General features: G+C 48.8%; 21 protein-coding genes. 12 read left to right on the forward strand and 9 right to left on the reverse strand.

Annotation, left to right across the window (positions count from 1 at the left end):
* The first annotated feature begins 16 nt into the window (after positions 1 to 16).
* Positions 17 to 2,647 carry a phosphoenolpyruvate carboxylase gene (gene ppc / locus SD53_RS03930; protein WP_046518922.1) on the forward strand — a complete coding sequence of 877 codons (2,631 nt, stop codon included), beginning with the start codon at positions 17 to 19 and terminating at the stop codon, positions 2,645 to 2,647.
* Between the two features lie 49 nt (positions 2,648 to 2,696).
* On the opposite strand, the gene SD53_RS03935 is transcribed toward ppc, so the two are convergent.
* Positions 2,697 to 4,937: a TonB-dependent receptor gene (locus SD53_RS03935; RefSeq protein WP_046518923.1), complete on the reverse strand. Its 2,241-nt coding sequence runs from the start codon at positions 4,935 to 4,937 to the stop codon at positions 2,697 to 2,699.
* A 253-nt stretch (positions 4,938 to 5,190) separates the two neighbouring features.
* Positions 5,191 to 6,135: a hypothetical protein gene (locus SD53_RS03940; RefSeq protein WP_046518924.1), complete on the reverse strand. Its 945-nt coding sequence runs from the start codon at positions 6,133 to 6,135 to the stop codon at positions 5,191 to 5,193.
* Positions 6,136 to 6,294: 159 nt separating this feature from the next.
* On the opposite strand from SD53_RS03940, the gene SD53_RS03945 reads away from it, so the two are divergent.
* Both SD53_RS03945 and SD53_RS03950 read left to right on the forward strand, forming a co-directional pair.
* Positions 6,295 to 7,554 (forward strand): beta-barrel domain-containing protein, encoded by a 1,260-nt coding sequence (locus SD53_RS03945; RefSeq protein WP_046518925.1) that lies wholly within the window; start codon positions 6,295 to 6,297, stop codon positions 7,552 to 7,554.
* Positions 7,555 to 7,647: 93 nt separating this feature from the next.
* The gene (locus SD53_RS03950) at positions 7,648 to 9,762 is read left to right on the forward strand and encodes a peptidase domain-containing ABC transporter (protein WP_046518926.1); all 2,115 of its coding nucleotides are present in this window, start codon (positions 7,648 to 7,650) and stop codon (positions 9,760 to 9,762) included.
* On the opposite strand, the gene SD53_RS03955 is transcribed toward SD53_RS03950, so the two are convergent.
* From SD53_RS03955 to SD53_RS03965, 3 genes are all read right to left on the reverse strand, one after another.
* Positions 9,759 to 10,124: a VOC family protein gene (locus SD53_RS03955; RefSeq protein ID WP_046518927.1), complete on the reverse strand. Its 366-nt coding sequence runs from the start codon at positions 10,122 to 10,124 to the stop codon at positions 9,759 to 9,761. The two genes, SD53_RS03950 and SD53_RS03955, sit on opposite strands and share 4 nt — an antisense overlap.
* 15 nt (positions 10,125 to 10,139) lie before the next feature.
* Positions 10,140 to 11,342: an S-methyl-5-thioribose kinase gene (gene mtnK / locus SD53_RS03960; RefSeq protein WP_241481747.1), complete on the reverse strand. Its 1,203-nt coding sequence runs from the start codon at positions 11,340 to 11,342 to the stop codon at positions 10,140 to 10,142.
* Positions 11,343 to 11,404: 62 nt separating this feature from the next.
* On the reverse strand, positions 11,405 to 12,211 hold the full coding sequence (locus tag SD53_RS03965) for a copper resistance protein NlpE N-terminal domain-containing protein (protein ID WP_046518928.1): 807 nt from the start codon (positions 12,209 to 12,211) through the stop codon (positions 11,405 to 11,407).
* Between the two features lie 201 nt (positions 12,212 to 12,412).
* Between SD53_RS03965 and SD53_RS03970 the strand changes: the two genes are divergently transcribed.
* Together SD53_RS03970 and SD53_RS03975 are read left to right on the forward strand one after the other, a co-directional pair.
* The gene (locus tag SD53_RS03970; protein ID WP_046518929.1) at positions 12,413 to 15,499 is read left to right on the forward strand and encodes an efflux RND transporter permease subunit; all 3,087 of its coding nucleotides are present in this window, start codon (positions 12,413 to 12,415) and stop codon (positions 15,497 to 15,499) included.
* On the forward strand, positions 15,486 to 16,553 hold the full coding sequence (locus tag SD53_RS03975; protein WP_046518930.1) for an efflux RND transporter periplasmic adaptor subunit: 1,068 nt from the start codon (positions 15,486 to 15,488) through the stop codon (positions 16,551 to 16,553). Before SD53_RS03970 ends, SD53_RS03975 begins: the two co-directional genes overlap by 14 nt.
* Here the strand turns inward: SD53_RS03975 and SD53_RS03980 are convergent.
* The 3 genes from SD53_RS03980 to ygfZ all read right to left on the reverse strand — a co-directional run bounded on the left by SD53_RS03980 (position 16,550) and on the right by ygfZ (position 18,558).
* Positions 16,550 to 17,020, reverse strand: a complete 471-nt coding sequence (locus tag SD53_RS03980; protein ID WP_046518931.1) for a CreA family protein — start codon at positions 17,018 to 17,020, stop codon at positions 16,550 to 16,552. The genes SD53_RS03975 and SD53_RS03980 overlap by 4 nt on opposite strands.
* A gap of 66 nt (positions 17,021 to 17,086) precedes the next feature.
* Complete coding sequence (locus tag SD53_RS03985) at positions 17,087 to 17,572, reverse strand: FKBP-type peptidyl-prolyl cis-trans isomerase (RefSeq protein ID WP_046518932.1); 486 nt, start codon at positions 17,570 to 17,572, stop codon at positions 17,087 to 17,089.
* Between the two features lie 11 nt (positions 17,573 to 17,583).
* Positions 17,584 to 18,558 carry a tRNA-modifying protein YgfZ gene (gene ygfZ / locus SD53_RS03990; RefSeq protein ID WP_046518933.1) on the reverse strand — a complete coding sequence of 325 codons (975 nt, stop codon included), beginning with the start codon at positions 18,556 to 18,558 and terminating at the stop codon, positions 17,584 to 17,586.
* Between the two features lie 115 nt (positions 18,559 to 18,673).
* Between ygfZ and SD53_RS03995 the strand changes: the two genes are divergently transcribed.
* Complete coding sequence (locus SD53_RS03995; protein WP_046518934.1) at positions 18,674 to 18,925, forward strand: FAD assembly factor SdhE; 252 nt, start codon at positions 18,674 to 18,676, stop codon at positions 18,923 to 18,925.
* Entirely contained in the window at positions 18,903 to 19,349 is a 447-nt protein-coding gene (locus tag SD53_RS04000; RefSeq protein ID WP_125060977.1) for a protein YgfX, read from the forward strand. The genes SD53_RS03995 and SD53_RS04000 overlap by 23 nt, the downstream gene beginning before the upstream one ends.
* On the opposite strand, the gene nadB is transcribed toward SD53_RS04000, so the two are convergent.
* Positions 19,332 to 20,936, reverse strand: a complete 1,605-nt coding sequence (gene nadB, locus SD53_RS04005; protein ID WP_046518936.1) for an L-aspartate oxidase — start codon at positions 20,934 to 20,936, stop codon at positions 19,332 to 19,334. The genes SD53_RS04000 and nadB overlap by 18 nt on opposite strands.
* Before the next feature lie 335 nt (positions 20,937 to 21,271).
* Here nadB and rpoE point away from each other — a divergent pair, with 335 nt between their 5' ends.
* The 5 genes from rpoE (at position 21,272) to lepA (ending at position 25,854) form a co-directional block, all read left to right on the forward strand.
* On the forward strand, positions 21,272 to 21,847 hold the full coding sequence (gene rpoE, locus SD53_RS04010) for an RNA polymerase sigma factor RpoE (protein WP_046518937.1): 576 nt from the start codon (positions 21,272 to 21,274) through the stop codon (positions 21,845 to 21,847).
* Between the two features lie 23 nt (positions 21,848 to 21,870).
* The gene (locus SD53_RS04015) at positions 21,871 to 22,509 is read left to right on the forward strand and encodes a sigma-E factor negative regulatory protein (protein WP_046518938.1); all 639 of its coding nucleotides are present in this window, start codon (positions 21,871 to 21,873) and stop codon (positions 22,507 to 22,509) included.
* Positions 22,510 to 22,511: 2 nt separating this feature from the next.
* Complete coding sequence (locus SD53_RS04020; protein ID WP_046518939.1) at positions 22,512 to 23,435, forward strand: MucB/RseB C-terminal domain-containing protein; 924 nt, start codon at positions 22,512 to 22,514, stop codon at positions 23,433 to 23,435.
* On the forward strand, positions 23,436 to 23,894 hold the full coding sequence (locus tag SD53_RS04025; RefSeq protein WP_046518940.1) for a SoxR reducing system RseC family protein: 459 nt from the start codon (positions 23,436 to 23,438) through the stop codon (positions 23,892 to 23,894).
* A gap of 160 nt (positions 23,895 to 24,054) precedes the next feature.
* A complete protein-coding gene (gene lepA / locus SD53_RS04030; RefSeq protein WP_046518941.1) occupies positions 24,055 to 25,854 on the forward strand; it encodes a translation elongation factor 4 in 1,800 nt (599 codons plus the stop codon).
* The last annotated feature ends 9 nt before the right edge of the window (positions 25,855 to 25,863 follow it).

Genomic DNA, 25,863 nt, shown 5'->3' on the forward strand with positions numbered 1-25,863 from the left:
AACGAGGAGAATGGGAATGTCGCAATATGCTGCCTTGAGGGCAAATGTCGGATTGTTGGGCACCCAGTTGGGTGACACCATACGTAATCAGTTAGGTGATGCTGTTTTACAACGCATTGAGCAAATTCGTGCCTTAGCTAAAGAGGCGAGGCAGGGTACAGAGCTGCAGGATCAGCAATTAAAACAGCTGCTGGCCGGTTTAACCGATCAGGAAATTCTGCCGGTCGCCCGCGCTTTTGCGCAGTTTTTAAATCTGGCGAACTTAGCGGAGCAGCATCATACCATCAGTAAATCGGGCCGTGCTTCTATCGAAAAACCCGAACCTGTGGCTGAACTGCTGCAACTGTTGCAGGAGAAAAATGTCAGCAAAAGCCGGATTGAGCAGGCTGTGGCGGATTTATCTATAGAGCTGGTGCTGACTGCACACCCGACCGAAGTCACCCGTCGTACTCTTATTCATAAGCTGACCGAAATTGCCGCCTGTTTGGCACAACTGGAGCAGGATTTAGCGCCAGCGCAACAGAAAAAAGTAGAAAACCGCTTATACCAGCTAATCACTCAGGCCTGGCATACCAACGAAATCCGTGAACAACGGCCGACCCCTGTCGATGAAGCGAAGTCTGGTTTTGCTGTGATTGAAACCTCTTTATGGGACGCTGTACCTGAGTTTATCCGTGATTTGGATACGGCTCTGATCCCGGTACTGGGGCATGGCCTGGCACTGGATGCAGCTCCTATTCGTTTTTCATCCTGGATGGGGGGCGACAGAGACGGCAATCCTTTTGTGACAGCGAAAGTCACCCGTCAGGTGCTGCTGTTAAGTCGCTGGAAAGCTGCGGATTTATTCAGCCGTGATTTAGATGTGTTGGCAAATGAATTGTCGATGGATCAGGTCAATGACGCATTGCGTGCTGTCGTTGGCGATGTATCGGAGCCATATCGTAAGTTATTGAAAGATCTGCGTCAAAAGTTGCTATACACCAGAGATTGGCTGACCGAAGCATTAAAGCATGACAGATTACAGCGCCCTGAGGATTTAATTTGGCATAACCAGCAGCTACTGGAGCCCTTGTTACTCTGCTATCAATCGTTACACGACTGCAAAATGCAGGTGGTGGCTGAGGGGTTGTTAAAAGACACTATCCGCCGTGCTTACGCCTTTGGTTTAACTTTGCTGAAGCTGGATGTACGACAAGAGTCAGGCCGTCATACTGCGGTATTCAGCGAGTTTACCCGTTATCTTGGGATTGGCGATTATGCCGAATGGGATGAAGCTACTCGTCAGGCGTTTTTACTGAATGAACTGAGCAGTAAAAGACCTTTATTCCCCCGTAACTGGACTCCAAGCCCTGAAGTGAAAGAAGTGCTGGATACCTGCGATATTGTCGCCCGACACGGACCAGAAGCTTTATCCACTTATGTTATTTCGATGGCGGGCAAACCCTCGGATGTGCTGGCGGTACAATTACTGCTGAAAGATGCCGGTATTCGCTTTCCGATGCGGGTGGCACCTCTGTTTGAAACCCTGGCCGATTTAACCAATGCACCGGAATGTATCAGCAAATTGCTGGCGATTGACTGGTACAGAGGTTATATCAATGGTCGTCAGGAAGTAATGATTGGTTACTCCGACTCAGCCAAAGATGCCGGCGCTTTTGCCGCGGCGTGGGCGCAGTACAGTGCGCAGGAAGCTTTGGTCGCGATTTGCCAGCAGGCGAAAGTACAACTGACCTTATTCCATGGCCGTGGCGGTACTATAGGCCGAGGCGGTGGTCCGGCGCATGCTGCTATTTTGTCTCAGCCGCCTGGATCGCTGGCTGGTGGTCTGCGGGTGACCGAACAAGGTGAAATGATCCGCTTTAAGTTTGGTTTAAATGGCTTAGCGCAGCGCAGTCTGGCCTTGTATGCCAGCGCTGTACTGGAAGGGCTATTGTTACCGCCACCAGTACCGGAGCAAAGCTGGCGTGAGCTGATGCAACAACTGGCTACTGTCTCCTGCGAGGCTTACCGCGCTGTGGTGCGGCATCATCCGGATTTTGTGCCTTATTTCCGTGCTGCCACCCCAGAGCTGGAGTTGGGGCAGTTACCACTGGGCAGTCGTCCACCGAAACGTAATCCAAATGGTGGCGTTGAAAGTTTACGTGCTATCCCGTGGATTTTTGCCTGGTCGCAAAACCGTCTGATGCTGCCAGCCTGGTTGGGGGCGGGTAGTGCGTTGGCTGTGGTGGTGGAGCAAGGGAAAACAGAGCTGTTGGCGCAAATGCGCGCGAAATGGCCGTTTTTCGCCACCCGTTTGTCGATGCTGGAAATGGTGTATTTAAAAGCGGACGCAGAAATTGCCGCTTATTATGACGAAAAACTGGTACCAGAACACTTGTTGCCTTTAGGTTTGCAATTGCGTCAGCAACTGGCCGCAGATACAGCCTTGCTGTTAAGGCTGATCCAAAGCGATACTTTAATGGCCAATGAAGCCTGGATCCGAGAGTCTATTATGCTGCGTAATACCTATGTCGACCCACTGCATATCCTGCAGGTGGAATTGTTAAACCGGGTGCGGCATGAACCTGAAACAGTAAACGACAGTATTAAACGGGCGTTGATGGTGACTATTGCCGGTATAGCTGCGGGTATGCGTAACTCAGGTTAAGCTCAAAAAAAGGGCGCACTCTGTGCGCCCTTCTCACTACTTTTTTAACTTAGAAAAAGCTTTTCTTAAACTCAACACCTATGATCCGAGGTTCGTTGACGAAACCTGTCAGGTTATTGAAGTCGATAGCGCCTTTTAAGTTGTCTTCGTCGGTAATATTACGACCAAACAAAGCCACTTCGTAGTCGTTATCAAAGTTCAGATAACCAATACGTAAACCTGCTTCGAAATTGCCGTTGGTACGGTACTCTGCAGATTCATACAGGAACAGGTTGGTTTCACCCTGACGGGCTACGTCGCCGTAAATGTAGATTTCACCTGTACTGACCGGAATATCATACCGGGCATTGACTGTTAAAATAGTCTCAGGAGCTTGCGGGAACGGGTTGCCGTCAATAAAGACTAAACCATCGCCATTCGAAGGATTTGTTGGAGTACACATGCCTGAACCGCATGGTGCAACTAACAGATTTTGATCTTTCAGCTCGGTGTTGTTGTAGCTGAAACCACCACCTACGACCAGGCTCTTGGTGGCACGCCATTCCGCGTCTACTTCAAAGCCGTACCCTGTGCCTTTGTCAGCATTTAACAGCTGGTTGCCCTGAGTTTCGCCACCAATAGCGGATAACTGAATATCGTCGATAGTGTAATAGAACAGAGCACCGTTCAGACGCAGTGAATCGTCCAGTAAGTCAGACTTGGCGCCCACCTCGACAGAGGTAATAGTTTCAGACTCAGCGACTGATGGAGGTGCTTCAAAGGCGACATCACGGCCCTGAATAGACTGGGCGCGGAAACCGCTGGCGACACGACCAAACACACTAGTTGCATCTGTTAAGCGGTAGTTCGTGCTTAATTCCCAGCTAACCTGACCGTCATCGACTTTGATTGGGTCATAGTCCTGAATGCTGGCTGCCCCTATAGTCAGCGCGAAGCCGTCTACGTTTTGCTGGCCAACCCAGAAAGTTTTTTCGTCGTAGGTGTAACGAATACCACCAGTGATATCCCAACGGTCAGTCAGGTTGTAAGTGGATTGACCAAAGACAGCCCAGCTTTCATTACCGTGGTAAACCGTGGTGGCACCAAAGAAACCATCAATACTGGTGACTCCAAAAGAAGAATCAAAGTAAAAGGCGCCAACCTGCCATTCTAAAGCTTCGCTGGTATCACTGGCTAAGCGGATTTCCTGAGTAAACTGCTCCAGATCGTCTAACTGATCTTCTGTCACTGCCTGGAATGGTACAACGCCAGGGCCAGCCGGAGTGCCGCCGTCGATATCACCTTTGCCTTTACCATCGGCATTTTCCTGGGCAGTGATCGAAGTGAAAGTCATGCCATCAATATCAAATTCCAGCGTTAACGACGCACCAAAGTTATCGTATTTCTGGAAGTTGCCGTCACCGTCATCATAGTAGACAGTATCGCGATCGTAATTGTCGTTCAGCTCGTTGCTGCCCGGCGTTAAAATGTTGGCTCTGAACAGTGAAGAGGTACCGTCCAGCTTGCGGCCATGAACATTCAATAAGGCAGAAAAGGCATCCGTGTCATATAAAAATTGCAGACGACCTGCTTTTTCATCATGACCCCCGGTAAAGTCTTTTTCACCGGTAAAACCGTTATCGACCCAGTCGTCACGGTTTTGATTCATCAGAGAAATACGAGCCGATAGCTCGTCAGTTAAACCACCCCCTGCAGCACCTTCCACATTGATCGTGCCGTAGCTGCCGACTGTCGCTTTGGTATAAGCTTCAAAATCCTGCGTGGGTTTGACTGAACTGAATTTCACAATACCAGCAGTGGTGTTACGACCGAACAAGGTGCCTTGTGGGCCACGGATCACCTCAGCCTGCTCGATATCAAATAACGGGAAACTTTTCAGGATCACGTTTTCCATCACCACGTCATCCATAATCACAGACACCGGCTGAGAAGCGGCCAGGTCAAAATCTGTGTTTCCTAAACCACGAATGTAAAAACGTGGTGCAGCACGGCCGTTTGATGATTCAGCATATAAACCCGGAACTTTGCCAGATAAAGCCTGAATATCCTCGCCACCTGCAAACAAAGCGTCAAATTTTTCGCCGCTTAAGGTTGCAATAGAGATAGGAACTTCCTGGGTGCTTTGCACACGTTTTTGTGCTGTCACCATAATGCGTTCCAATTTGGTCTCTTCAGCAGCCTGATCTTTGTCACTTTCCTGCGCGAATAAAGCAGGAGAAAGACCCACGGCTGCAGCGAGCAGACTGGCCTGAATACTCAATGCCAGAACAGACTTTTTGCATGTTTTCATCAATGTTTTACCTTAGTTTTAGGCTGTTATGTATTTTCTGGTGCGTCCTGCGAGCTATTATCAGCGCGAACCCTACAAACTCTGGAGTGACCACAGTGTTTGCTCTGATAACTTAGTTGCTACTATAGCATTTTGTAGTTACTTTTGCCGATCTGGTAGATAAAATGGCTATTATTCATCAGCTTGTCTCAGATTATTTGCTTATTATCTACTGAAGAGAAGTCTGGTTTACCTGATGATCACTGAATCGGATTCAGGTTTTGAGCTGAAACAGGGCGGTGTAAATTGAGCAATGGCCCTGATGAGAAGAGTAATAACTGACCAACAACTTCCCTTGTTGCAACACCATACCAGCGTAACTGGTATCTCCACCTGAAGGTAAGGCGATAAGCTCTGTCAGTTCACCAGTGTTTTGGTTCAGAGTCACCAGGCTGGTTCTGACGTTTTCGTCGTAAAGCCGCACTACTGCCAGCATCTGGCCTGATGCCGTAAAAACGGCTTGAGGACCGCCAATACGACAACCTATATCTTGCCAGTGCCAGTTTTGGTAAGGAGGCAAGGCCCAACCCAATTGCCCATGATCAGGATCTTTGCGTAATAAACACCAGGCTTTGTCGTTGTGATCAAATAATAAAGCGGCCTCATTTGCATACCCCTCTGCATAGATACGAGGGGCCGCTACGACAAATGCCCCTGATGTATTTTGCTGATATAGACGGATATGGCGGTCTATGCCGCATTTATAGGCAATTGCATAAGCCTGTTCACCCAGCCAGCTCAAGCGCCACAGCCAATAATCGGCTTCACCCACAGCTTGTGGTTCAGACCAGTGTCGTCCATCTTCCGATTCCCACAGATAGGACTGGTAGGCCTGTGTGGTTCTGTCGTGAAAAGCGGCGGCTGCCAGTAATTGCAATTTGCCTTGTGGCGTTGCTGTCAGTTTGCCATCCCTTAAATCTGCCGCAGGGTGCTGTAGTACAGCCAGAGTCCGCCACTTTTTGCCCTGTACTGAACTCATAATTCGTAGCACTCCATCTTTGGAATGGTGAGTCGACGCCTGACGAAACACTAAATAATAACGCTGCCTGAAGTAACACAAATCAGTAAAGGCGTTGTGTTTGCCCGCTTTCCAGACGCGTTGGACCCAAAGCAGTTCTACGTTGGCTGACCGGTAGGGTTCTGAGTTGTTTTTTGGCATTGCTAACCGTTTTGTGTTAATTATTTGTTTGTTTTTTGTGATTCTACTACACTTGGTTTCTGTTTCAGATTCCAGTTTTCAACAGTGTCGGGTGTATGCCTGTCGACACCAAGTGAACAATCTTTTGGCAGTTTACAAAACTGCGGGGAGTTTCACTATATGGCGACAGAGCAGGCTTTATTCCGGGCTAAAGCTGTGCAGGCACAGCAGCAGCGACTTGAAGGCCAGGTCAGCATTGTTCAGCCTGTCAGCAGTACGGTGTTATGTTGCTGTCTGGTCTTAATTGTTTGCAGCCTGCTGCTGTTTTTACATCAGGCAAACTTTTCCCGCAAAGAGACAGTTCAGGGGTATCTGAAGCCTACCGCTGGCGTAGTCCGTATCCAAAGCCAGCGTTCAGCCGTACTCAAACAGCTATATGTGACGGATGGCTCCAGAGTTGAGGCCGGTCAAAAGCTGGCATTATTGAGTAGTGAGGAATTCCTTGCTGCCGGACATAGTTTAACCTCTCACTTGCAAAGCAGTCTGACGCATCAACTGAAATTAAACAGCCAGAAGCAGCAAGAACTGATCCAGAGTTTCGAGCAACAAGATCAGCAATTATCTGCACAAATTCATCATATCAAACAGCAACTTTCAGACAATCAACGCCAACAGCAGTTACTGTCTGAACGTATAGAGTTACAGGCTGAACGTCTGTTGGCTCAGCAGGCTCTTGCACTCAAAGGGCATTTGCCCAGATTGCAGTTCGAGCAGCAACAGGATCAACACCTGATGTTGCAGCAGCAACTAGCTGAAATACAAACTCTGGCTCAATCCATTCGTCAGCAACAAATCCAATGGGAACACCAGCGGCAAACTTTGCCTGTGGAGCGCCAGCGTCTGTTACAGCAACTTAAAGCCGAGCGGCTGCAGTTTGAACAGCAAAAAACTGAACTATTGGCTAGAGGCGAGGTACTGTTAACTGCGCCCGTGGCCGGCCGGGTTACTAATTTGTTGGTAAGCCAGGGACAACAATTACAAGGCTCTCAGGTATTAATGCAACTACTGCCGGAATCCGGTGTTTTGTATGCACACTTGTTAGTACCGACCCGGGCTTTTGGTTTTATCCAGCCAGGACAAAAGACCTGGCTCCGATTTGATGCGTTTCCTTATCAACGTTTTGGTCTGTATCAGGGTGAAGTCAGCCAGTTGTCAAAAGCTGTGCTGATGGCACAGGACCCTGATAGCCCGGTACAGATCCATGAACCTGTCTATCAGGTCCAGGTTCGGCTGGATCAGCAGTTTATCGAGGCTTACGGTGAACAAATGCCTTTGCAGGCGGGAATGTTATTAACTGCCGATATCGTGCTTGAGCAGCGTTCGGTATTAAGTTGGTTATTGGATCCATTGGTCAGTTTAAAAGGGCGTTTTCAGATTTAAATCAGATAGCAAAGGGAGGTCGATACCGTGAGTGAAAGGATAAAAAACGGCTATTTAGTCAGTCGGATCCAGAGTGGCGGCTAGAGGGCTCCGATGCAAATCATTTATCAATCTGAAGCCGCTGAGTGTGGTTTAGCTTGTCTGGCGATGGTCGCAGGTGCTTATGGCTACAAAACCGATATGGCCAGTTTGCGCCAGAGATATCCATTGTCACTCAAGGGTGCGACTTTGCAGCATTTAATGCAGTTGGCTGACCAGCTTGGATTAGCGGGCCGTGCTTTGCGACTGGAGCCGGAGGAGCTGTCTCAGCTAAAACTTCCTTGTATTTTGCATTGGCAGATGAGTCATTTTGTCGTGCTGGTGAAAGTCAAAGGTCAGAGAATCCAAATTCTTGATCCGGCTTTTGGCAAGAGAGATTTAACTGCGGCTGATGTTGATCAGTGTTTTACCGGTATAGCGCTGGAACTAAGCCCGACAGCAGGCTTTGAACCGGCTGACCAACGGCAGAAATTAACGATTCGGCAGTTTTGGTCTTCGGCGTCTGGTTTGTGGGCCGCCTTGGGTCGGATCCTGTTGATGTCGGTGGTACTGCAGTTTTTTTTACTGGTCGCGCCTTATTATATGCAACTGGTTATTGATGAGGTCTTGGTCAGCCGTGATCTGGACCTGCTGTATGTGTTGGCGTTTGGCTTTGGCTTTTTACTGCTATTGCAAATCTTGACCAATATACTGCGCAGTTGGTTGGTGCTGCACTTAGGTTCTGTCCTCAATTTACAACTGGCAACCAATCTGTTCCGGCACCTGTTGCACTTACCTCTTAGTTTTTTTGAAAAGCGTCATATGGGCGATATAGTGTCGCGCTTTGGCTCTTTGCAACAGTTGCGGGAATTACTGACCAACAGCCTGATCGAAGCGTTAATTGATGGTCTGATGGCGTTAGCTGTGTTGGTTCTACTTTTTGTGTATCAGCCTGTGCTGGCCGCTGTGGTACTGGCCGCTGTGCTGCTCTATGCCCTTTTGAGGTTTATTTTTTACGCACCGCTGAAACAATGCACAGAGCAGAGCATTGTCGCTCAGGCAAAAGAACAATCCAGTTTTATGGAGAGCATTCGGGCTATTCAATCGCTGCAGCTGTTTTCAAAACAAAGTCAGCGTTTAAGCCTGTGGCAAAATCAGTACTCTGTGGCCGTTGATCAACAATTCAGATTGGGTCGTTGGCAGGTGTCACTGCAGGCTGTACATCAGCTATTGTTTGGTCTTGAGCATATTATTGTCATTTATCTGGCCGCTTTGGCTGTGCTTGATCATGCATTTAGTGTCGGTATGTTATTCGCTTTTGCCAGTTATAAAAGTCAGTTCACTCAAAGAGCGGCGGCTTTTATTGACCACTGGGTTGAGTTTCGGATGCTGGAACTGCACTTACAGCGTTTAGCCGATATTGCTCTTGCTGAAACCGAAAAATCAGGTGAAACCCAGCCTTACCTACCACTACAGGGCCATATCGAATTACGTGATCTGAGTTTCCGGCAGACAGTACAGGACCCCTGGTTATTTCAACGGCTCAATTTCACCCTGTCACCCGGTGAAAGCGTCGCTATTGTTGGTCCATCAGGGGTAGGAAAAACCAGTTTGTTAAAAGTTATTCTTGGATTTTCCACTGTGCAGCAGGGGAAGGTGTTGGTGGATGGGATGGATATATCCAGCTTTGGTGTACAGCACTTTCGAAGCCAAATTGCCGCTGTTATGCAAAATGACCAGCTATTATCCGGTTCTATTATGGATAATATTTGTTTTTTCAGCCCCAAACCCGATATAGAGCAGGCGATGCAATGTGCTGAGCTTGCCGCTATCCATCAGGATATTGCGGCAATGCCGATGGGCTACAATACACTGATTGGTGATATGGGCTCCGCCCTATCGGGTGGACAAAAACAACGCTTATTGATTGCCCGGGCTCTGTATCATAAGCCCCGGGTTTTAGTCTTGGACGAAGCCACCAGTCATCTTGATGTGATGCTGGAGGCTCGTGTGAATCAGGCGATTCGTCAGTTGCAGATAGGCCGCATTATAGTGGCGCACAGGCCTGATACCATCTTAACAGCGGATCGGATTTTATTATTGCAGCAAGGCCTGCTGACGGATATCACGTGCGAGTTTCAGCAACTGCATGGTTCCGCTGCATCATTGAATCATGCTCAGGTCAGTTAGTTTTTAGGTTGCCAGAGTTCAAATCTGTTACCTTCGGGGTCCATAGCCCAGCCAAATTTTCCGTAGTCGCCGTCTTCGATCTGTTCATCTACCCAGACATCAGCGGCTTTGAGTTGTTTTAACATGGCATCCAGATCGGTGACCCGGTAATTCAGCATACTTTGCTGGTTTTTTGCGCCAAAATAAGTCGTATCAGCGGCAAAAGCAGACCAGACCGTTTCATCTCCGGCTTTAGCGATAAAGCCGCCATAAGACGTGCCAGGCTCAAGCTGTATTCCTAAATGCTGCTGATACCAAAGGGCCAGAGCTTGTGGATCTTTAGCGCGAATAAATACGCCGCCTATACCTGTCACTTTTTCCATCCCGGACTCCCGTGATTACACCAGTTTTGCCAGTAATTGCTCTGGTGTGAGTTGCCGACGCTGCATAATTAAATCCCGACCCAGAGCCAACAGTTGCCGCTGAACCTCAAGTTTAACTCTCTGATCCGTGAACTTGTTCAGTTCCTCCGGTTGTGCCCAGCCGACGGTGCGCCGGATCAGCTCGCAGCCAGCATAACCTAATGTATCCTGCCATAACTGGCGCAGAAAGTGCTGTTGATACATGGCATTCTGGAAACTTTGATCCCGGGTTTCCTTTTGCATCAATGTAGCGAATTCAGCAGAAAACTCTTGCCAGAATACGTTGATTTGACCGGAAAAATACGGCTGAGCCTGAGTTTTTTTGCTGGCGCTCTGTACTATCAAATTGAGAATCAAGCTGGCGATCCAAGTACCAGTATCAAAACCTGCAGGACCATAGCAGCCAAACTCTGCGCCTATTACCTTGCACTCTGCATGGCTGATTAAGACGTTACCGCAATGCAAATCACCATGCAGCAAGACTTGAGGTTTGGTCAGATAGTCTGCTTTTAACTGTGCGACTTCAGCTTGTAGTGTCTCATCACTCCATAGCTGCCGTAGCTCTGGCAGTTGCGCCGCACTCAGACTATTGCGTTCGTGATTGCAGTAGGGATCGGTAAAGACCAGATCTTCAGTGACTAAACAAAGTTCCGGGTTATTAAACTGCAACTGCCGCGCTTTTTTAACCGGCCCCGTCAGCACAAAGTCGCTGCTATAAAAACCGGTTTTTGCCAGATAACGGCCCAAATGCAGCCCGATACGCTCTGGCTGTTGTCCGGCGAAAAATAAATGCCGAAGTACGGCGCAGTCGGATAGGTCCTCCAATAATAATGCAGCAAGCTCCTGGTCATAATAGAGCACCTCTACCAAATACTCAGGACAAATTTTGGCGTGATGTTTTAGCACATCAGCTTCAATTTGTGCCCGGTGTAAACTGACAGGCCAATATTGGGTCAATCCTGAGTGTTCGGGCAGAGCTTGTTTGACGATAAGGCTGGTGCCTCTATTGTTTTTAATCCGGAATACCTGATTCAGACCCGTGGTATCGAGCTGTTCTGCACTCAACTGACTATGATCACCAAACAAATCACTGTGCTTGTCGGCGAAAGCTGCGGCATCTTTTGGGCTTAAAGCGTGGTAAGGCATCAGGAGCAGATCCATCAAATAAAAGGCCATCATCGCAAACCCTTTCGGACTACACAATGGCCTTTTTATTCAGACGCTTGGTCGGCTTCTGGATCTTAAGGTTGAACGGCACTAAAACGCAGTAATGCAGCAGTTCGTGCTTTATAAAAAGCTAAGCCAGAGTCATTCAGGCTGTAGTTGTCCACGCCCTGTAGCGTGGTTAAAAACTGCTGTTCGAGCGAAGCATTCAGACAGGCTTTCTGAGTGGTCGCCATTGGCTTAAAGGTCAGGCGCAGACCGTCGGTTTCATAAGCTCCGGTAAACTGGTTACAACCGGCAAAACCGCTGACCCTGCCATCTTCCGCGAACTGCAGATAAGGGGTCAGATCTGGTTCTGTCGTTGCTGTGGTTTGCCCCATGATTTCGGTCAGTTTCCAGCGTACCCCGGTCAGGCTTGGCTCCGCTTTATTTTGCTTGTTCAGTTTATAATTTTCGGCTAAATCACCACTGATCACCTTTCCTTGCATATCCAACTGGATCAACTGATTTTCCCCCACTTTATACAGGGCCGGGCCATCTTTTTGATTAAGCAAACGAATCACAGAGCCGTTCGCATCCCACTCAAACTGACCTTGTTGTGTAAAGGCTGTAGCATCTTTGCCAAGATATAGGGTGCTGAGCTGATAACTTTGGTCCATATTTAAAGTCAATGACGTTTCAATGCCTTCACAGTCTGCGCAAGGTACTACACCTTTGTATTCTCCAGCCCAATCCAAAGAGTTGGCACTGTTGCTTTTATCTGGGACAGCCGAAGTATCCGCTGCAGTGGTCGGCTGAGGTGGCGCAGAGGACTCAGTAGGGGCGGGGCCGCAGGCTGCTAAAATAAGCCAGGTGCTCAGGCTTAGGATCACGGGTTTTATCATAAAAATTCTCCATCTGTCGGTCAGGGCCATGTCTTGTGCCGTACTTTATACACTGTGCGCTGTACCAAAACTGAATTGGCAGGAAAAAATACTACGCCAACCTGTATTCACAACCGCTGGTCACAGCACACTGGAGCCTGTGATAGCACTGGATACACTGCTCATCAGCTATCTTGTCCCTCAATAGAGTAGAACAGAGTGATGAACTTAACCCGAAGCAGTATAAAAAATCCGGCCGCTGTGGTGGTGGTCAGTCTGATTATGGTGTTGTTTGGTCTGCTTGCCGTGGCAAAGTTACCCGTTCAGCTTTTACCTTCGATCGAGCAGCCGCAAATTTTTATCCAGAATGGCTGGCGTGCCGCCGCACCTGAAGAAATGGAATCCACCATCATTGAGCCGCAGGAGGCTGCGCTGCGTACTGTGCCCGGTGTCACTGAAAGCAGCAGTTTTATTGGTGCTGGTTTCGGCTCCATCACCCTGACCTTTGATGTGGGTCAGGATATGCAGCAAGCCATGCTGAACGTCATTAACGCGCTAAATCAGGCACCTCCCAGACCACGTGAAGCCGCCGAGCCTGTCGTTTCACTCAATAGTGGCGCCGGACCTGTCGCCAGTTTGTTGATCCGCAAGCTGGATGAAAATGCCGATGCAGATTTTACCGCCTTACAGCCAGTGATTGATGATGTGGTCTATCCCAGATTAAAAGCTATAGCAGGTGTCTCCCAGGTCGATTTAGCCAGTCGCCGCGCCAAAGAGTTGCATATCGTATTTGACCCCTATCGTCTGGCTGCGCTGGGCTTGTCGGTCGATCAACTGAGTTCAAGGATCGGCCGTGCCAGCAATGTGTCCGGCGGTTTTGCAGAAGTAGGTCGTCGCGAGTATACAGTGCGTTTCGTTGGGCAGTATGATCCGGCGCACTACGAGCAAATGGTGGTGGCTTATCAGAACGACAGGCCTGTGTATTTACACGAAGTGGCCGAAGTGAAAATTGACTATGCCGAACAGGCTGGCTTTACCAAACGTAATGGGTATCCAGCCTTTTACATTACGTTACAGCGTGCTGCTGGTTCCAATACGGTCGAAATTCTGGATGCGCTGAACAAAGAAATAGCCGATTTAAATCAAAATGAATTGCAAAACAAAGGCATCGAAATAGTGCTGAGTTTTGACGCTTCAGTTCATATCAAAAGAGCCATAGAGCTGGTCAACGGCAATCTGATTTTGGGCATTGCTTTAGCCCTTGGTATTTTGTATCTGTTCTTACGCGGTTGGCAGGCCACTCTGCTGATTGGTTTAACCATTCCGGTGTCTTTGATGATGTCGATTATGGTGCTGGATCTATTTGGCCGCTCCTTAAATGTGGTGTCTCTGGCCGGGCTGGCCTTTGCGGTCGGTATGGTGCTGGATGCCGCCATTATAGTGCAGGAAAACATAGTACGGTTATTGCAACAGGGATTCGCACTGGAGCAGGCGGTGAAAAAAGGTACGGCTCAGGTCAGTAGTGCGCTCTGGGCCTCCACTGCGACTACCATAGCTATTTTTGTGCCGGTGTTATTTATGCAGGGTGTGGAAGGGCAATTGTTTTACGATTTAGCCCTGACCTTGGCTGTGGCTGTAACCGCCTCATTATTGGTGGCTTTAACTGTGTTGCCTGTCGCTTCTTTGTATTGGTTAAAACCTCAAACCGGTCAGGACGCTGTGCTGATGTTCTGGCAGAAGCTGGCCACCAGTATGAGCTATCTGACGCTCAGCCGGAAAAAGGCCTTGGTATGGGTGGCGGTATTTGTGCCCGGTGCTGCGCTGCTTATTGCCTTGTTATTACCCAAAGCTGATTTCCTGCCTCAGGCCTCTATCGATACAGTGTTTTCTGGGTTCTCTTTGCCGCCTGGTGCCAATATGCAGGTGCTGGAGCAGGAGATCGGTGATCTGTTGGTCAGCCGCTTACGGCCCTATTATCAGGAGAAAAAATACCCTGCGATCAAGGGCTATAACCTGTCGATCAACAGAGGTTTTAACGTACTTTTTGTTTATGCCGAAGACCCAGACAGCATAGAGGACATGATCAAACTGCTGCGGGAAGAAATTTTAGTTGGTTTGCCGGATACCAATGCGTTTAGCGTGCAAGGCTCGTTATTTAACTTTGGTTTTGGCAGTGGCCGTGAATTGAACTTAGATTTTCAAGGCCCTGATGTACCGCAACTGATGCAGCGGGCGGCAGAGGCTATGCCAAAAATCGAGCAATTACTGCCCGGAGCCACGGTACGACCTGTGCCTGATTTGGCGCTGGCTCAGCCTGAACTGCGTTTAATGCCGGATGAAAACCGTATAGCACAAAGCGGTGTCGATCGTTTCACCGTTGCCAATATGGTGCGTGCTGTCACCGACGGTATTTATATCGGCGAGTACTTTGATGGTAATGAACGGATGGACATTATTCTTAAAGGGCAGGGCTGGCAAACTCCAGAGCAACTGACGGCAACACCTTTGTACACACCAGGCTCAGGTGGCCAGACCTTAGGTCAGCTCAGCGAGCTGAATTACACTACAGGCCCTACTTCATTGCAGCGAGTCAATGGTTTGCGCACTATCAGTTTACAAATCACCCCACCTGCTACTATGCCGTTGGATGAGGCGATGCAAATTTTACAGCGTGAGCTGATGACCCCGTTGCGTGATGAAATGCCGGAACAAATTTCAGTGCAGTTTCGCGGTAATGCCGACCGTTTATCGCATGCGATGACGGAGATGGGGAAAAACTTTGCTGTCGCTGTATTTATTCTGTTCCTGTTGATGGCTGCATTATTTCGTTCAGCCAAGGACAGTCTACTGGTCGTGCTGACCATGCCTATGGCTATTTTAGGGGGAGTGGTGGCACTGCGATTGCTCAATCTGGTGACTTTTCAGTCGCTTGATCTGCTGACCATGATAGGTTTTGTCATTTTGCTGGGGCTGGTGGTGAATAATGCCATTCTGTTAGTTGACCAGTGCCGACAAAGCCAGCGTCAGGGGCTGACGTTGGATCAGGCTTTGTATCAGGCGATTCTGACCCGCTCCAGACCGATTTTTATGAGTACTTTAACCAGCATTTTTGGCATGTTACCTCTGGTCCTGGTGCCGGGCGTTGGTTCTGAGATATACCGGGGTTTAGCCGCTGTGATCGTAGGCGGCATGACCTTTAGCATGCTATTTAGTCTGGTTCTGATCCCGGCTTTATTACGTTTGACCTCTGCAGTCCGGCAAAACGACCGGCCTGCCATTCCTTTGGAGATCTCTGATGCAACTTTATAAGTGGGTCCTGACATCGGTTTTATTGTGTTCTGCTGCTGTTGTCGCACAGACTCCAGCCGAAAAGGTGGTCAGTGTGGCAGAGGTGCAGCAGCAGGTGATGCTGCCTCATACCATGGTAACAGCTCAGGTACAAAGCCGGTATCAGGCGGATGTGACAGCCGGGGTCGAAGGCCGGTTGTTGTGGTTGGCTGAACCCGGCACGCAAATTAGACAAAATGAAGTGATAGCCCGACTGGATACCACGCCGTTGCAACTGCGCGTCGACGAGATGAACGCCCGCATCAGCAGAGCGGATATTCAGTGGAAGAGATTGCAAAAAGATGCCGCCCGTTTGTTGGAATTGAGCAAAAACAACAGTGTGGCCCTGACTCAGCTCGATCAGATCAGTGCGGAGCGCGATAGCGCTGAGGCGGAGCTGAAGTTATTGCGGGCTCAACTGGCGCAATTGCAGGATCAAATTGACCGCAGCTCTGTCAAAGCACCTTTCGCTGGTGTTGTCGCTCAACGTTTCCATCACTATGGTGAAGATATCAGTAGGACAGATGCGTTAGTGCGGCTGGTGAATTTAAATGACTTAGAGGTGGTGGTATTTGCACCGCTGAAATATGCCGCCTTTTTACAGCAGAATCAGTTGCTGCAGGTGTTTCACAGCGGTGGCGAAAGTCAGTTGCCGGTGCGGAATTTGATCCCGGTTTCTGATATGCGCTCTCAAACCTTTGAAGCCCGGATTAAAGTGCCAGAGCAATTGTTAGCCAACTTTCAGGTCGGTCAGTTAGTTTCAGTGGCCGTACCTACAGCTATCGCCCGGCAACAATTACTGGTGCCACGCGATGCTGTGGTGGTAAAGAGTGAAGGTCAGTTTGTGTTTGTCGTGGATAAAGAGCAAAAAGCACAGCAAAAGCCTGTGCAGTTGGGGCAGGGCATGGGCAAGTTAATAGCGGTGGATGCAGAGCTGTCCGCGGGTGAGCAAATCGTGATCCGTGGTGGCGACACCTTAACTCCAGGCGATAAAGTGAGGGTGCTGACCGACAAGGAGTTCCCGGTTAAAACTTAAGGCGCTTTAGTAGCGGCCTTATCTTGCCAGGCTGCAGTACCCCAAAGTGGAACGCTGGTCAGCGAATGTTTGTAGCTGCCTGTGCTTTCTTTGGTGGAATAAGACAAATACAACAAGGTCTGGCTGCTGCTGTCCAGAATACGGCGGATTTTTAAGTGCTTAAACAATACACTTTTTGAAGTGCTGAAAATCACTTCGCCATTTTTGGACTGGTCAATGCCTTGCAGCATGGCGGCGGTAATTTCACCGGTCTGGCGGCAAGCGATCGACATATCGGACGGATCGGCAAAATCCAGGTTGGCTTCGACATGACTGATATGGCAAGTGACACCGGGGATTTTTGGATCGTTAAAGGTCTGAATTTTAATGTCCTTGGTGGTGAATAAACCTAAGCTGACATCCGCGACCTCTTTCTCTGAACAGGCCACCAGACCCAGAGCCGTCATCACCAAAAGCCACTTTTTCATGATCCAGTATTCCTTTTTAACTTGATAACAAAACGGAGCTACAAAGCTCCGTTCTGACATTTTGTTTTAGTGACCCGCGTGGCCGTCTAAACCATGCACATGGCCGTGCGCCAGTTCCTCTTCGGTGGCATCGCGGACTAACACCACTTCCACATCGAAAGTGAGATCAATGCCCGATAAAGGATGGTTACCGTCGACCACCACTTCGTCTTCTGTCACGTCCAGTACAATCACAGACTGCTCACGGCCGTCCGGGCCTGCAGCGCGAAAACGCATGCCTACCTGCACATCCATGCCTTCAAATAAATTACGGGGGACGGCCTGAGTTAACTCATCATGGCGATCACCATAAGCGTCTGCTGCTGGCACTTCAACGGTGAATTTATCACCTGCAGCTTTACCTAATAATGCTTGTTCTAAACCGTGAATTAAGGCGCCAGTACCAAAAATAAAGACTAGCGGTTCGCCGCCGGCTGAACTGTCTAATTCGTTGCCTGCTTTGTCAGCCACAGTGTAATGAATGGCGACTACTTTTTCTGCTTGTATGCTCATGCAAACCTCAGTTACGCGAGTGAATAAGGCAAGGGTGATATTGCTAAAACCGATGCGTCCGTCGTTGCTAATCGCAGTGGATCAGCTGGGTTAATATCGTTTGGTAACACCGCCAACACCCAAAGTTGCCCCTGAATATTCACTGCATTAATGACCTGGCCAACCCGGCGCCAGTTTTCCGACCATTGTACTTCAATATCTGTACCGCTGGCTGGAGTTTCCTCTGTTTGACTGGTGAGGATATAAGCTGCCCTTTTATTTTTACCCAGATATTTCATTCGGGCCACAGTTTCCTGGCCTATGTAACAGCCTTTGGTAAAACTAATGGCGTTGATACTTTGTAAATTCAGCATTTGTGGCACATATTCGCCGATCACCGCCTGCTCTAAATAAGAAAATCCTTGTTGGATATGTTGAGCTAACCACAAGGTTGGAGCGGCCAAATAAGCCGATTGTTCCGCCAGCAATTGCCGGGCGTGGCTAAAATCCAGTACCAATAAATAATGCTCATCAGCCAGACGCAGCAATTTGCCCCCTGCAACAGAGCTTAGCTGGCCAACGGCGGCTGGCTGGGGGTAAGCCAATTTCTGTAATAAAGCGGCACTACCAGTGCCACTAATGCCTAAAATCGCCAGGCTGTCATGGCCAGCGTCAAAACTGACCTTAGAAAACACGCCAAATTTTTTCAGTTGAGTGGCGGAGGCTTGTAACTCGTCGCGAAAGCCGATATACCATAAGGCTTCACCGTCGGCGCATAAATGAAATTGCGCCCACATTTTACCTTTGGCGTCACAATGCGCACCGCGCAGAAAATTGTCGGCGGTTAAGGTATTCAGATCGGCAGTCACCTGTCCCTGCAGGTATTTGTGGTTATCCGGTCCAGAAATAATCAGACTTTCAAAGCCAGGTAATGGACTGATAAAGGCGCCTTGCACAGAAGTAGACAAAGAAGCGAGTTGATCGGCACTGATCCAGGATGCTTGCATAAGGGTAAGTCTCTTAAAATACTAAAACGATCATTGGGGAATTTCGGCAAAAGCTCAACCCCTCTGAAGTTTTTTTGTTAGAATCCGGTCACTACCCACTATAGGAAAGCTGTATATGAAAGAACTCATGGGTAAACCCCGCCTGCGCTGGGCTTGTCGTCGTGGCATGCTGGAGCTTGATGTGCTGTTAGCCCCTTTTGTTGAGGAAGGTTATGACGCTTTAACTGACGCACAAAAACATGCTTTTGAAGCCTTGTTGGCCTGTGATGACCCCGATTTATTTGCCTGGTTTATGGGGCATGGAAAACCTGCAGATCCGCGGCTGCAGGAGATGGTAGCTATCATTGTCAACAGAGTACGGGTATAACCTTAGTCTGATCCCATCTCGTATGCGCCAGCTCCTCTACCTGGCGCAGAGCGCGTTTATTTTGCTTATTTTTCTGCTGCAGCCTTTTTACGCGCTCTGGTGGCTGGTGTTATGGCCCTGGTTATTTTTTTGCTTTTATCAGTTGTTGCAACAGTGGCAACAACCTGTCAAAGCGCGACTACTATTTTTAACTGAAAAGGGTGAGCTGAAATGGTGGCAGGATGAATTGCCGGCAGGACAGTTGTCGGCCACATCGCTAGTCTCGCAGTTAGGTATTTGGTTACGCTGGCAGGATGCCGAACAACAGCCCCAGCAGTTGTGGTTATACCGGGATAACTTATCTGAAGAACATTTTCGCAGTCTGGCCCGGGTCTGCCAGAGCGTAAAGTGGCAACAACAAGCCGGCTCAGCGAACCGGCGTTAAGATAGTTGGCCTGGGTTGTGCTAACTGATGCGGATAATCCAGATTGTAATGCAGGCCGCGGCTCTCTTTACGTTGCATGGCGCTGCGGATAATCAGCTCTGCTACCATGGTTAAGTTCCGCAGTTCCAGCAGGTTATTGCTCACCCTGAAGTTGCGGTAGTACTCCTGAATTTCGCGCTGTAATAATTCCACCCGATGCAAAGCGCGCTCCAGGCGTTTTTCGGTGCGGACTATACCGACATAATCCCACATAAAAAGTCGTAATTCGTGCCAGTTGTGAGTAATTACTACCTCTTCATCCGAGTCTGTGACGCGACTTTCATCCCAGACAGGTAAATCTGTAACCAGTGGGATGGATGCTAATTGTTGCTTGATATGGCGTGCCGCAGACTGGGCAAAAACCACACATTCCAACAAGGAATTGCTGGCCATCCGGTTCGCGCCGTGCAGCCCTGTATAGGCAACTTCACCTACCGCATACAAATTATCAATATCAGTTTGGCCATTGAGGTTGGTCATCACGCCACCGCAGGTGTAATGCGCAGCAGGTACTACAGGTATAGGTTGTTTCGTAATATCTATACCGACGCTTAAACATTTGGCGTAAATGGTGGGGAAGTGCTCGATAATAAAGTCTTTTGATTTGTGACTGATATCCAGATAGACACAATGAGCACCGAGTTTTTTCATTTCATAATCGATGGCGCGGGCCACAATGTCGCGTGGCGCTAATTCGGCTCTTTCATCGAAATCCGGCATAAAACGACTGCCATCCGGCCGCTTTAAGTAAGCTCCTTCGCCGCGCATCGCTTCTGTGATCAAGTAGTTTTGTGCTTCAGGATGATACAAGCTGGTGGGGTGGAACTGATTAAATTCCATGTTAGCGACGCTGCAACCGGCACGCCATGCCATGGCGATGCCATCACCACTGGCGACATCCGGATTGCTGGTGTACAGATAGACTTTGCTGGCACCACCTGTGGCCAGCGCCACACATCGTGCACCTATGACTTCGACACATTCTTCATCACGGTTCCAGACGTAAGCACCGTGGCATTTTTGTCCTGCTAATCCGAGCTTTTTGGATGTGATCAAATCAATAGCATTGTAGTTTTCCAACAACTGAATATTTGGATGGCCTTTTACTTGTTCAACCAAGGTGATCTGCACTGCACGGCCTGTCGCATCGGCAGCGTGCAAAATACGTCTATGACTGTGACCACCTTCACGGGTCAGGTGGTACTTCAGTACACCGTCTTCGTCTTTGTACTGGTCAAAAGGTACACCCTGAGCTATTAGCCATTCCATCGCATCTTTGGCATGTTCAGCGGTAAATTGCACCGCAGCGGCTTCACACAAACCGGCGCCTGCGATTAAGGTATCGTCGACATGAGAGGCAATACTGTCATTTTCATCAAAGACAGCGGCTATGCCACCCTGGGCGTATAAGGTAGAGCCTTCACGTAAAGGACCTTTACTCAACACTATCACTTTGGCACTGTCGGCCAGATGCAAAGCCAGCGACAAACCTGCAGCACCGCTGCCGACAATTAATACGTCACAAAGATGTTTTTTTTGTTGTTGCATGAGATACACTTAATCAGTCAAAAACACATAAATGTCTGTAATTTGGGTCTTTATACCAAAGTAATTGAAGTTGCAGTGCGGCGGCAAGCGCACGAGACCCCATGAACATAGTTGGCTATGTGATTGGGGCGAGTAAACGCAGACAACAAAACTGCGGCTTCAAGAATAAAGGTATATACGCTACTTTTCGGCAACTGGCCGTGCGATTTGCAGCAAATTGTAACTTTTTTTACTTACTTGCAGAACTATTCATAGAGCGTCCAGTCATAAGGGTACGCTTGACGAGCGCCAGTTGCAAAAAGAAAGTAGTATTTAGCATTAGGGGAAAGGCTCGGATGAGCGAGCAAGAATTGGATTGGCAGATTGTCCAGCGGGTACAACAAGGGGATAAAGCAGCATTTAATCTGCTGGTAAGAAAATACCAGCATCGAATTGCGAACTTAATCTCACGTTATGTTTCTAACCATGGCGATGTGGCAGACGTAGCTCAGGAAGCCTTTATTAAAGCTTACCGCGCTATTCCTGGCTTTCGTGGTGAGAGTGCATTTTACACCTGGTTGTACCGGATAGCTGTGAACAGCGCTAAAAATTACCTGGTAGCGACGGGACGCAAGCCACCCTCTACTGATGTAGATGCGGACGATGCCGAGTTTTACGAGGGCAGCGATGCGTTGAAAGAGCAGGACTCTCCGGAAAAACTGTTGTTATCCGAAGAAATACGGCATGTAGTGTTCGATACCATTGAAAAGTTGCCAGACGAACTACGCACGGCTATCACCTTGCGTGAATTGGATGGTTTGAGTTACGAAGAGATTGCGGAAGTGATGGGATGTCCTATAGGGACAGTCAGAAGCCGGATTTTCCGTGCACGTGAAGCTATTGATGCGCAGTTAAAACCGCTCATTAGTTGAACCTCTACTAAACAGGAATCGGTATGTCGTCAGAAAAATCAGATTGGCTCTCGGCTGCGAGCGATAACCAAGCGATTAGCCCGGAACAATTAGACAGATTGCTGCAAGATGCGGAATTACAGCAAAGTTTTGCGCGTTATCATTTGATTGGTGCTGCCATTCGTAATGAATTACCTGAAAAGCTGGATCTGCAGTTTGCAGATAACTTTGCCAGCCTGTTAGAGCAGGAGCCTGCTTATCAGTTAGAAAGCAGTGCTGCAGTGCAGAAACAGCAGACTGTGGTGTCGTTCTGGCAGAAACTGGGTGAAGCCGCCAATACCGGCTGGTTCAAAACTGGCTTTCAGGGCGCTGTAGCGGCCAGTGTGGCACTCATTGCCGTATTGGGTGTGCAACAGTTTCAAGGGGCAGGTCAGGATACTGATTTGAACTCGCCTTTACCTGTGTTACAAACCCAGCCTGTTGCTGGTTTTGCAACGCCAGTCAGCCTGAGTCAGACCTCGGTGGATTCCCGTTTCGAACAGGAACAGCGTCAGGCCATGCTGGAACAACAAAAACGTTTGCAGCAGTTGTTGCAGGCACATCGTCAGCAAATCCGGGTGATGGACACCGCGCAGCAGAAGTCCGTTGTAACTCCTGCTGAGAAACCAGTTCAAGAGCAATAAATATGGGTTGGAAAGGCTTAAGTAGTGCCTTGATCATCTTGTGTTACTCCAGCCTGAGCTTCGCAGAAGACTCGGGTTGGCAGTGGTTTGAGCGCAGTCAAAGCTCGGTCCGTCAGTATAATTTTGAAGCCTCTTTTGTCGTGATTAAACCCAATCAGGTCGATAGTTACCGTTGGGTGCACGGCGTGCAAAATGACACCGAAATCGAACAGTTGATGCCACTGGAGCAAAGTGGTGTAGAAATTCTTCGTCGTAATCAGATGGTGTATTACCTGGCACCGGAAAAAACGCCGTTAGCAACCAACAGTAGTACGATCAAAGAGCTACCTGCTTTGCTGTACCAGAACATCGAGTCTGTTAAAGCGCTTTACGATGCAGTGCCTGGTGGTTCTACGCAGTTGTCCGGCCGGTCGGCGCAATTGTTGCGCTTAACCCCGTTACAAAATAGCAGACCAGGCTATTGGTTGTGGTTAGACAGTGAGACCGGATTTCCGCTGAAGATTGATACCCTGACGGTGCAAAATGAAGTGCTTGAGCGCTGGGTTGTCACTCATATTCTGCCACATGCCGCTTTGCCGGAGGCGTTAAGCGTCGCAGCCAAAGCCGAATTGCCTGTTAGCGCTGAAACCATGCCTGCTGCCGCTTTACCTGAAAGTCCACTGGAATTGTCCTGGTTACCTGAAGGCTATCAGCAAGTGGCTGTGACGGCCGCTATGGTTCCACAGCAAGTGCTGGAGCAATGGCTGTTGTCTGATGGTTTGCATCAGGTGTCGGTCTTTGTCCAGCCTGGCGCAAGTCTGCCCGCTCAGGCTTTCCGGGATGGTGCGACCACTATCTTTGTGATGCCGAAAAATCAGTTTGATGTGACAGTGATAGGCCCGGTGTCCATTGAAAATGCCCGGCAGATTGCCGAATCGGTGCGCTGAATGCTGGAAGAAATTGCCACTGTGATGAAAAGCCAGGCCGATGGCGTCTGGTTAAAAACCCAAAGTGTCAGCAGTTGTAACGCCTGTCAGGCGAATAACGATTGTGGTACTGGTGTGGTGGCAAAAGCTTTAACTCCGCGTGAAAATCTGTTTTTTGTCAAAAGTCAGTTGCAGTTATTGGAAGGTCAAAAAGTGAAAATTGCCGTCAGCGAGCAACAGTTGTTGTCCGCTGCCGCACTGTTGTATTTGCTGCCGTTGTGCTGCCTGATTGCTGTGGCTGCCTTCCTCAGTCGCTTGCAACTGGCCGAAACTACCGTAGTGCTGGGGTCGTTAGCCGCGCTGCTTGCCGGTTTTGTAATTGCCAGGTTGTTCACAGGCTCTGCAACTGAACAGCAGCACGTTGAAATCATTGCGGTGTTGCCGGAGCTTGCCGTGCAGCATGTTCGCCTTACCGACTAAAGCTCCACTGAAATCCGCTGTAACATCTGAACACATAGCAACCACTGCAGAGATCGAGTACAATTCGCGGCAAATTTATCTGAATCAACTTTGGTGTTCGCCCGGTTTGTGACCATAAGGGTTAGAGTGGGGCCACCTGATAGCAGCTTTAGCGGAAAAAATGCCAAAAATTACTCATATTCGTAACTTTTCAGTCATAGCCCACATCGACCATGGCAAATCAACCTTGTCGGATCGTTTGATCCAGCATTGTGGTGGTTTATCCGACCGTGAAATGCAGGCACAAGTTTTAGATTCTATGGATCTGGAACGTGAACGTGGCATCACTATTAAAGCGCAAAGCGTGACTTTGCATTACAAAGCTAAAGATGGCGAAACCTATCAGCTCAACTTTATCGACACGCCAGGCCACGTTGACTTTACCTATGAAGTCAGCCGTTCTCTGGCCGCTTGTGAAGGTGCATTGTTAGTGGTGGATGCGGGTCAGGGCGTTGAAGCTCAGACCGTGGCTAACTGCTACACAGCGCTGGAAATGAACCTCGAAGTGTTACCTATTCTGAATAAAATCGACTTGCCACAAGCCGATCCGGACCGGGTTTCCGAGGAAATTGAAGATATTATCGGTATCGAAGCTGTGGGCGCAGTGCAATGTTCTGCCAAAACAGGTTTAGGTATTGAAGATGTACTAGAGACTATAGTCGCCAATATTCCATGCCCTGAAGGTGACCCAGATGGTCCGACTCAAGCCTTGATCATCGACTCCTGGTTTGACCCTTATCAGGGTGTGGTATCGCTGGTGCGGGTAAAACACGGCAAAATCCAGTTGAAAGACAAAATCAAAGTGATGTCGACCGGTATGGTGTACGAAGTCGACAAAGTCGGTGTCTTTACTCCTAAAGCCAACAACACAGGTATTTTAAGTACAGGTGAAGTAGGTTTTGTGATCTGTGGTATCAAAGAAATTAAAGGCGCGCCTGTAGGCGATACCTTAACTTTGGCAAAAAACCCTGCAACCGAACCCTTACCAGGCTTTAAGCGGATTAAACCTCAGGTCTATGCCGGCGTGTTCCCGGTTTCCTCTGACGATTACGAAGATTTCCGCGATGCGCTGGAGAAACTCAGCTTAAACGACTCGTCTTTGTTTTATGAACCAGAAAGTTCCAGCGCTTTAGGTTTTGGTTTCCGTATTGGTTTCCTCGGTATGTTACACATGGAGATCATTCAGGAGCGTTTAGAGCGTGAATACGATCTGGATCTAATCACCACTGCGCCGACCGTAGTGTACGAAGTGATCACCAAAAATGGTGAAACTGTGATGGTCGATAACCCAAGCGCATTACCGCCTGTGGGCAATATTGATGAAATTCGTGAGCCTATAGTGGAAGCTCATATTCTGGTACCACAGGAATACTTAGGTAACGTGATTAATCTTTGTATTGAAAAACGTGGTGTGCAGATGAATATGACCTACCATGGCCGTCAGGTGGCTGTAGTGTACGAACTGCCGATGGCGGAAGTGGTGATGGATTTCTTCGACCGCTTAAAGTCCACCAGCCGTGGTTATGCTTCGCTGGATTACTCCTTTAAACGCTTCCAGGCATCCGAGATGTCGCGGGTTGATATTTTGATCAACGGTGAGCGGGTCGATGCCTTGGCTATTATCAGCCATAAAGATTTCGCCCAAAGCCGTGGTCGCGAGCTGGCGGAAAAACTGAAAGATCTGATCCCTCGTCAGATGTTTGATATTGCCATTCAGGCCGCCATAGGTGCTCATGTGATTGCCCGTACCACGGTTAAGCAATTACGTAAAAACGTGTTGGCGAAATGTTATGGCGGCGATATCAGCCGGAAGAAAAAGCTGTTGCAGAAACAGAAAGAGGGTAAAAAACGTATGAAGCAGGTGGGTAATGTGGAAGTTCCACAAGAAGCCTTCCTCGCCATTCTTAAAGTCGGTAAATAACAACAAGGG

The sequence above is a fragment of the Rheinheimera mesophila genome, from assembly GCF_000986865.1.
GTDB classification, from domain to species: Bacteria; Pseudomonadota; Gammaproteobacteria; order Enterobacterales; family Alteromonadaceae; genus Pararheinheimera; species Pararheinheimera mesophila.

Coding starts and splice junctions, on each gene's coding strand:
- nadB (WP_046518936.1), bottom strand. CDS start 20,936: ATGCAACAACAAAAAAAACATCTTTGTGACGTATTAATTGTCGGCAGC.
- SD53_RS03955 (WP_046518927.1), bottom strand. CDS start 10,124: ATGGAAAAAGTGACAGGTATAGGCGGCGTATTTATTCGCGCTAAAGAT.
- ppc (WP_046518922.1), top strand. CDS start 17: ATGTCGCAATATGCTGCCTTGAGGGCAAATGTCGGATTGTTGGGCACC.
- ygfZ (WP_046518933.1), bottom strand. CDS start 18,558: ATGCAAGCATCCTGGATCAGTGCCGATCAACTCGCTTCTTTGTCTACT.
- SD53_RS03985 (WP_046518932.1), bottom strand. CDS start 17,572: ATGAGCATACAAGCAGAAAAAGTAGTCGCCATTCATTACACTGTGGCT.
- SD53_RS03945 (WP_046518925.1), top strand. CDS start 6,295: ATGGCGACAGAGCAGGCTTTATTCCGGGCTAAAGCTGTGCAGGCACAG.
- SD53_RS04015 (WP_046518938.1), top strand. CDS start 21,871: ATGTCGTCAGAAAAATCAGATTGGCTCTCGGCTGCGAGCGATAACCAA.
- mtnK (WP_241481747.1), bottom strand. CDS start 11,342: ATGATGGCCTTTTATTTGATGGATCTGCTCCTGATGCCTTACCACGCT.
- SD53_RS03975 (WP_046518930.1), top strand. CDS start 15,486: ATGCAACTTTATAAGTGGGTCCTGACATCGGTTTTATTGTGTTCTGCT.
- SD53_RS03950 (WP_046518926.1), top strand. CDS start 7,648: ATGCAAATCATTTATCAATCTGAAGCCGCTGAGTGTGGTTTAGCTTGT.
- rpoE (WP_046518937.1), top strand. CDS start 21,272: ATGAGCGAGCAAGAATTGGATTGGCAGATTGTCCAGCGGGTACAACAA.
- SD53_RS04025 (WP_046518940.1), top strand. CDS start 23,436: ATGCTGGAAGAAATTGCCACTGTGATGAAAAGCCAGGCCGATGGCGTC.
- SD53_RS03970 (WP_046518929.1), top strand. CDS start 12,413: ATGAACTTAACCCGAAGCAGTATAAAAAATCCGGCCGCTGTGGTGGTG.
- SD53_RS03995 (WP_046518934.1), top strand. CDS start 18,674: ATGAAAGAACTCATGGGTAAACCCCGCCTGCGCTGGGCTTGTCGTCGT.
- SD53_RS03940 (WP_046518924.1), bottom strand. CDS start 6,135: ATGCCAAAAAACAACTCAGAACCCTACCGGTCAGCCAACGTAGAACTG.
- SD53_RS03965 (WP_046518928.1), bottom strand. CDS start 12,211: ATGATAAAACCCGTGATCCTAAGCCTGAGCACCTGGCTTATTTTAGCA.
- SD53_RS04020 (WP_046518939.1), top strand. CDS start 22,512: ATGGGTTGGAAAGGCTTAAGTAGTGCCTTGATCATCTTGTGTTACTCC.
- lepA (WP_046518941.1), top strand. CDS start 24,055: ATGCCAAAAATTACTCATATTCGTAACTTTTCAGTCATAGCCCACATC.
- SD53_RS03935 (WP_046518923.1), bottom strand. CDS start 4,937: ATGAAAACATGCAAAAAGTCTGTTCTGGCATTGAGTATTCAGGCCAGT.
- SD53_RS03980 (WP_046518931.1), bottom strand. CDS start 17,020: ATGAAAAAGTGGCTTTTGGTGATGACGGCTCTGGGTCTGGTGGCCTGT.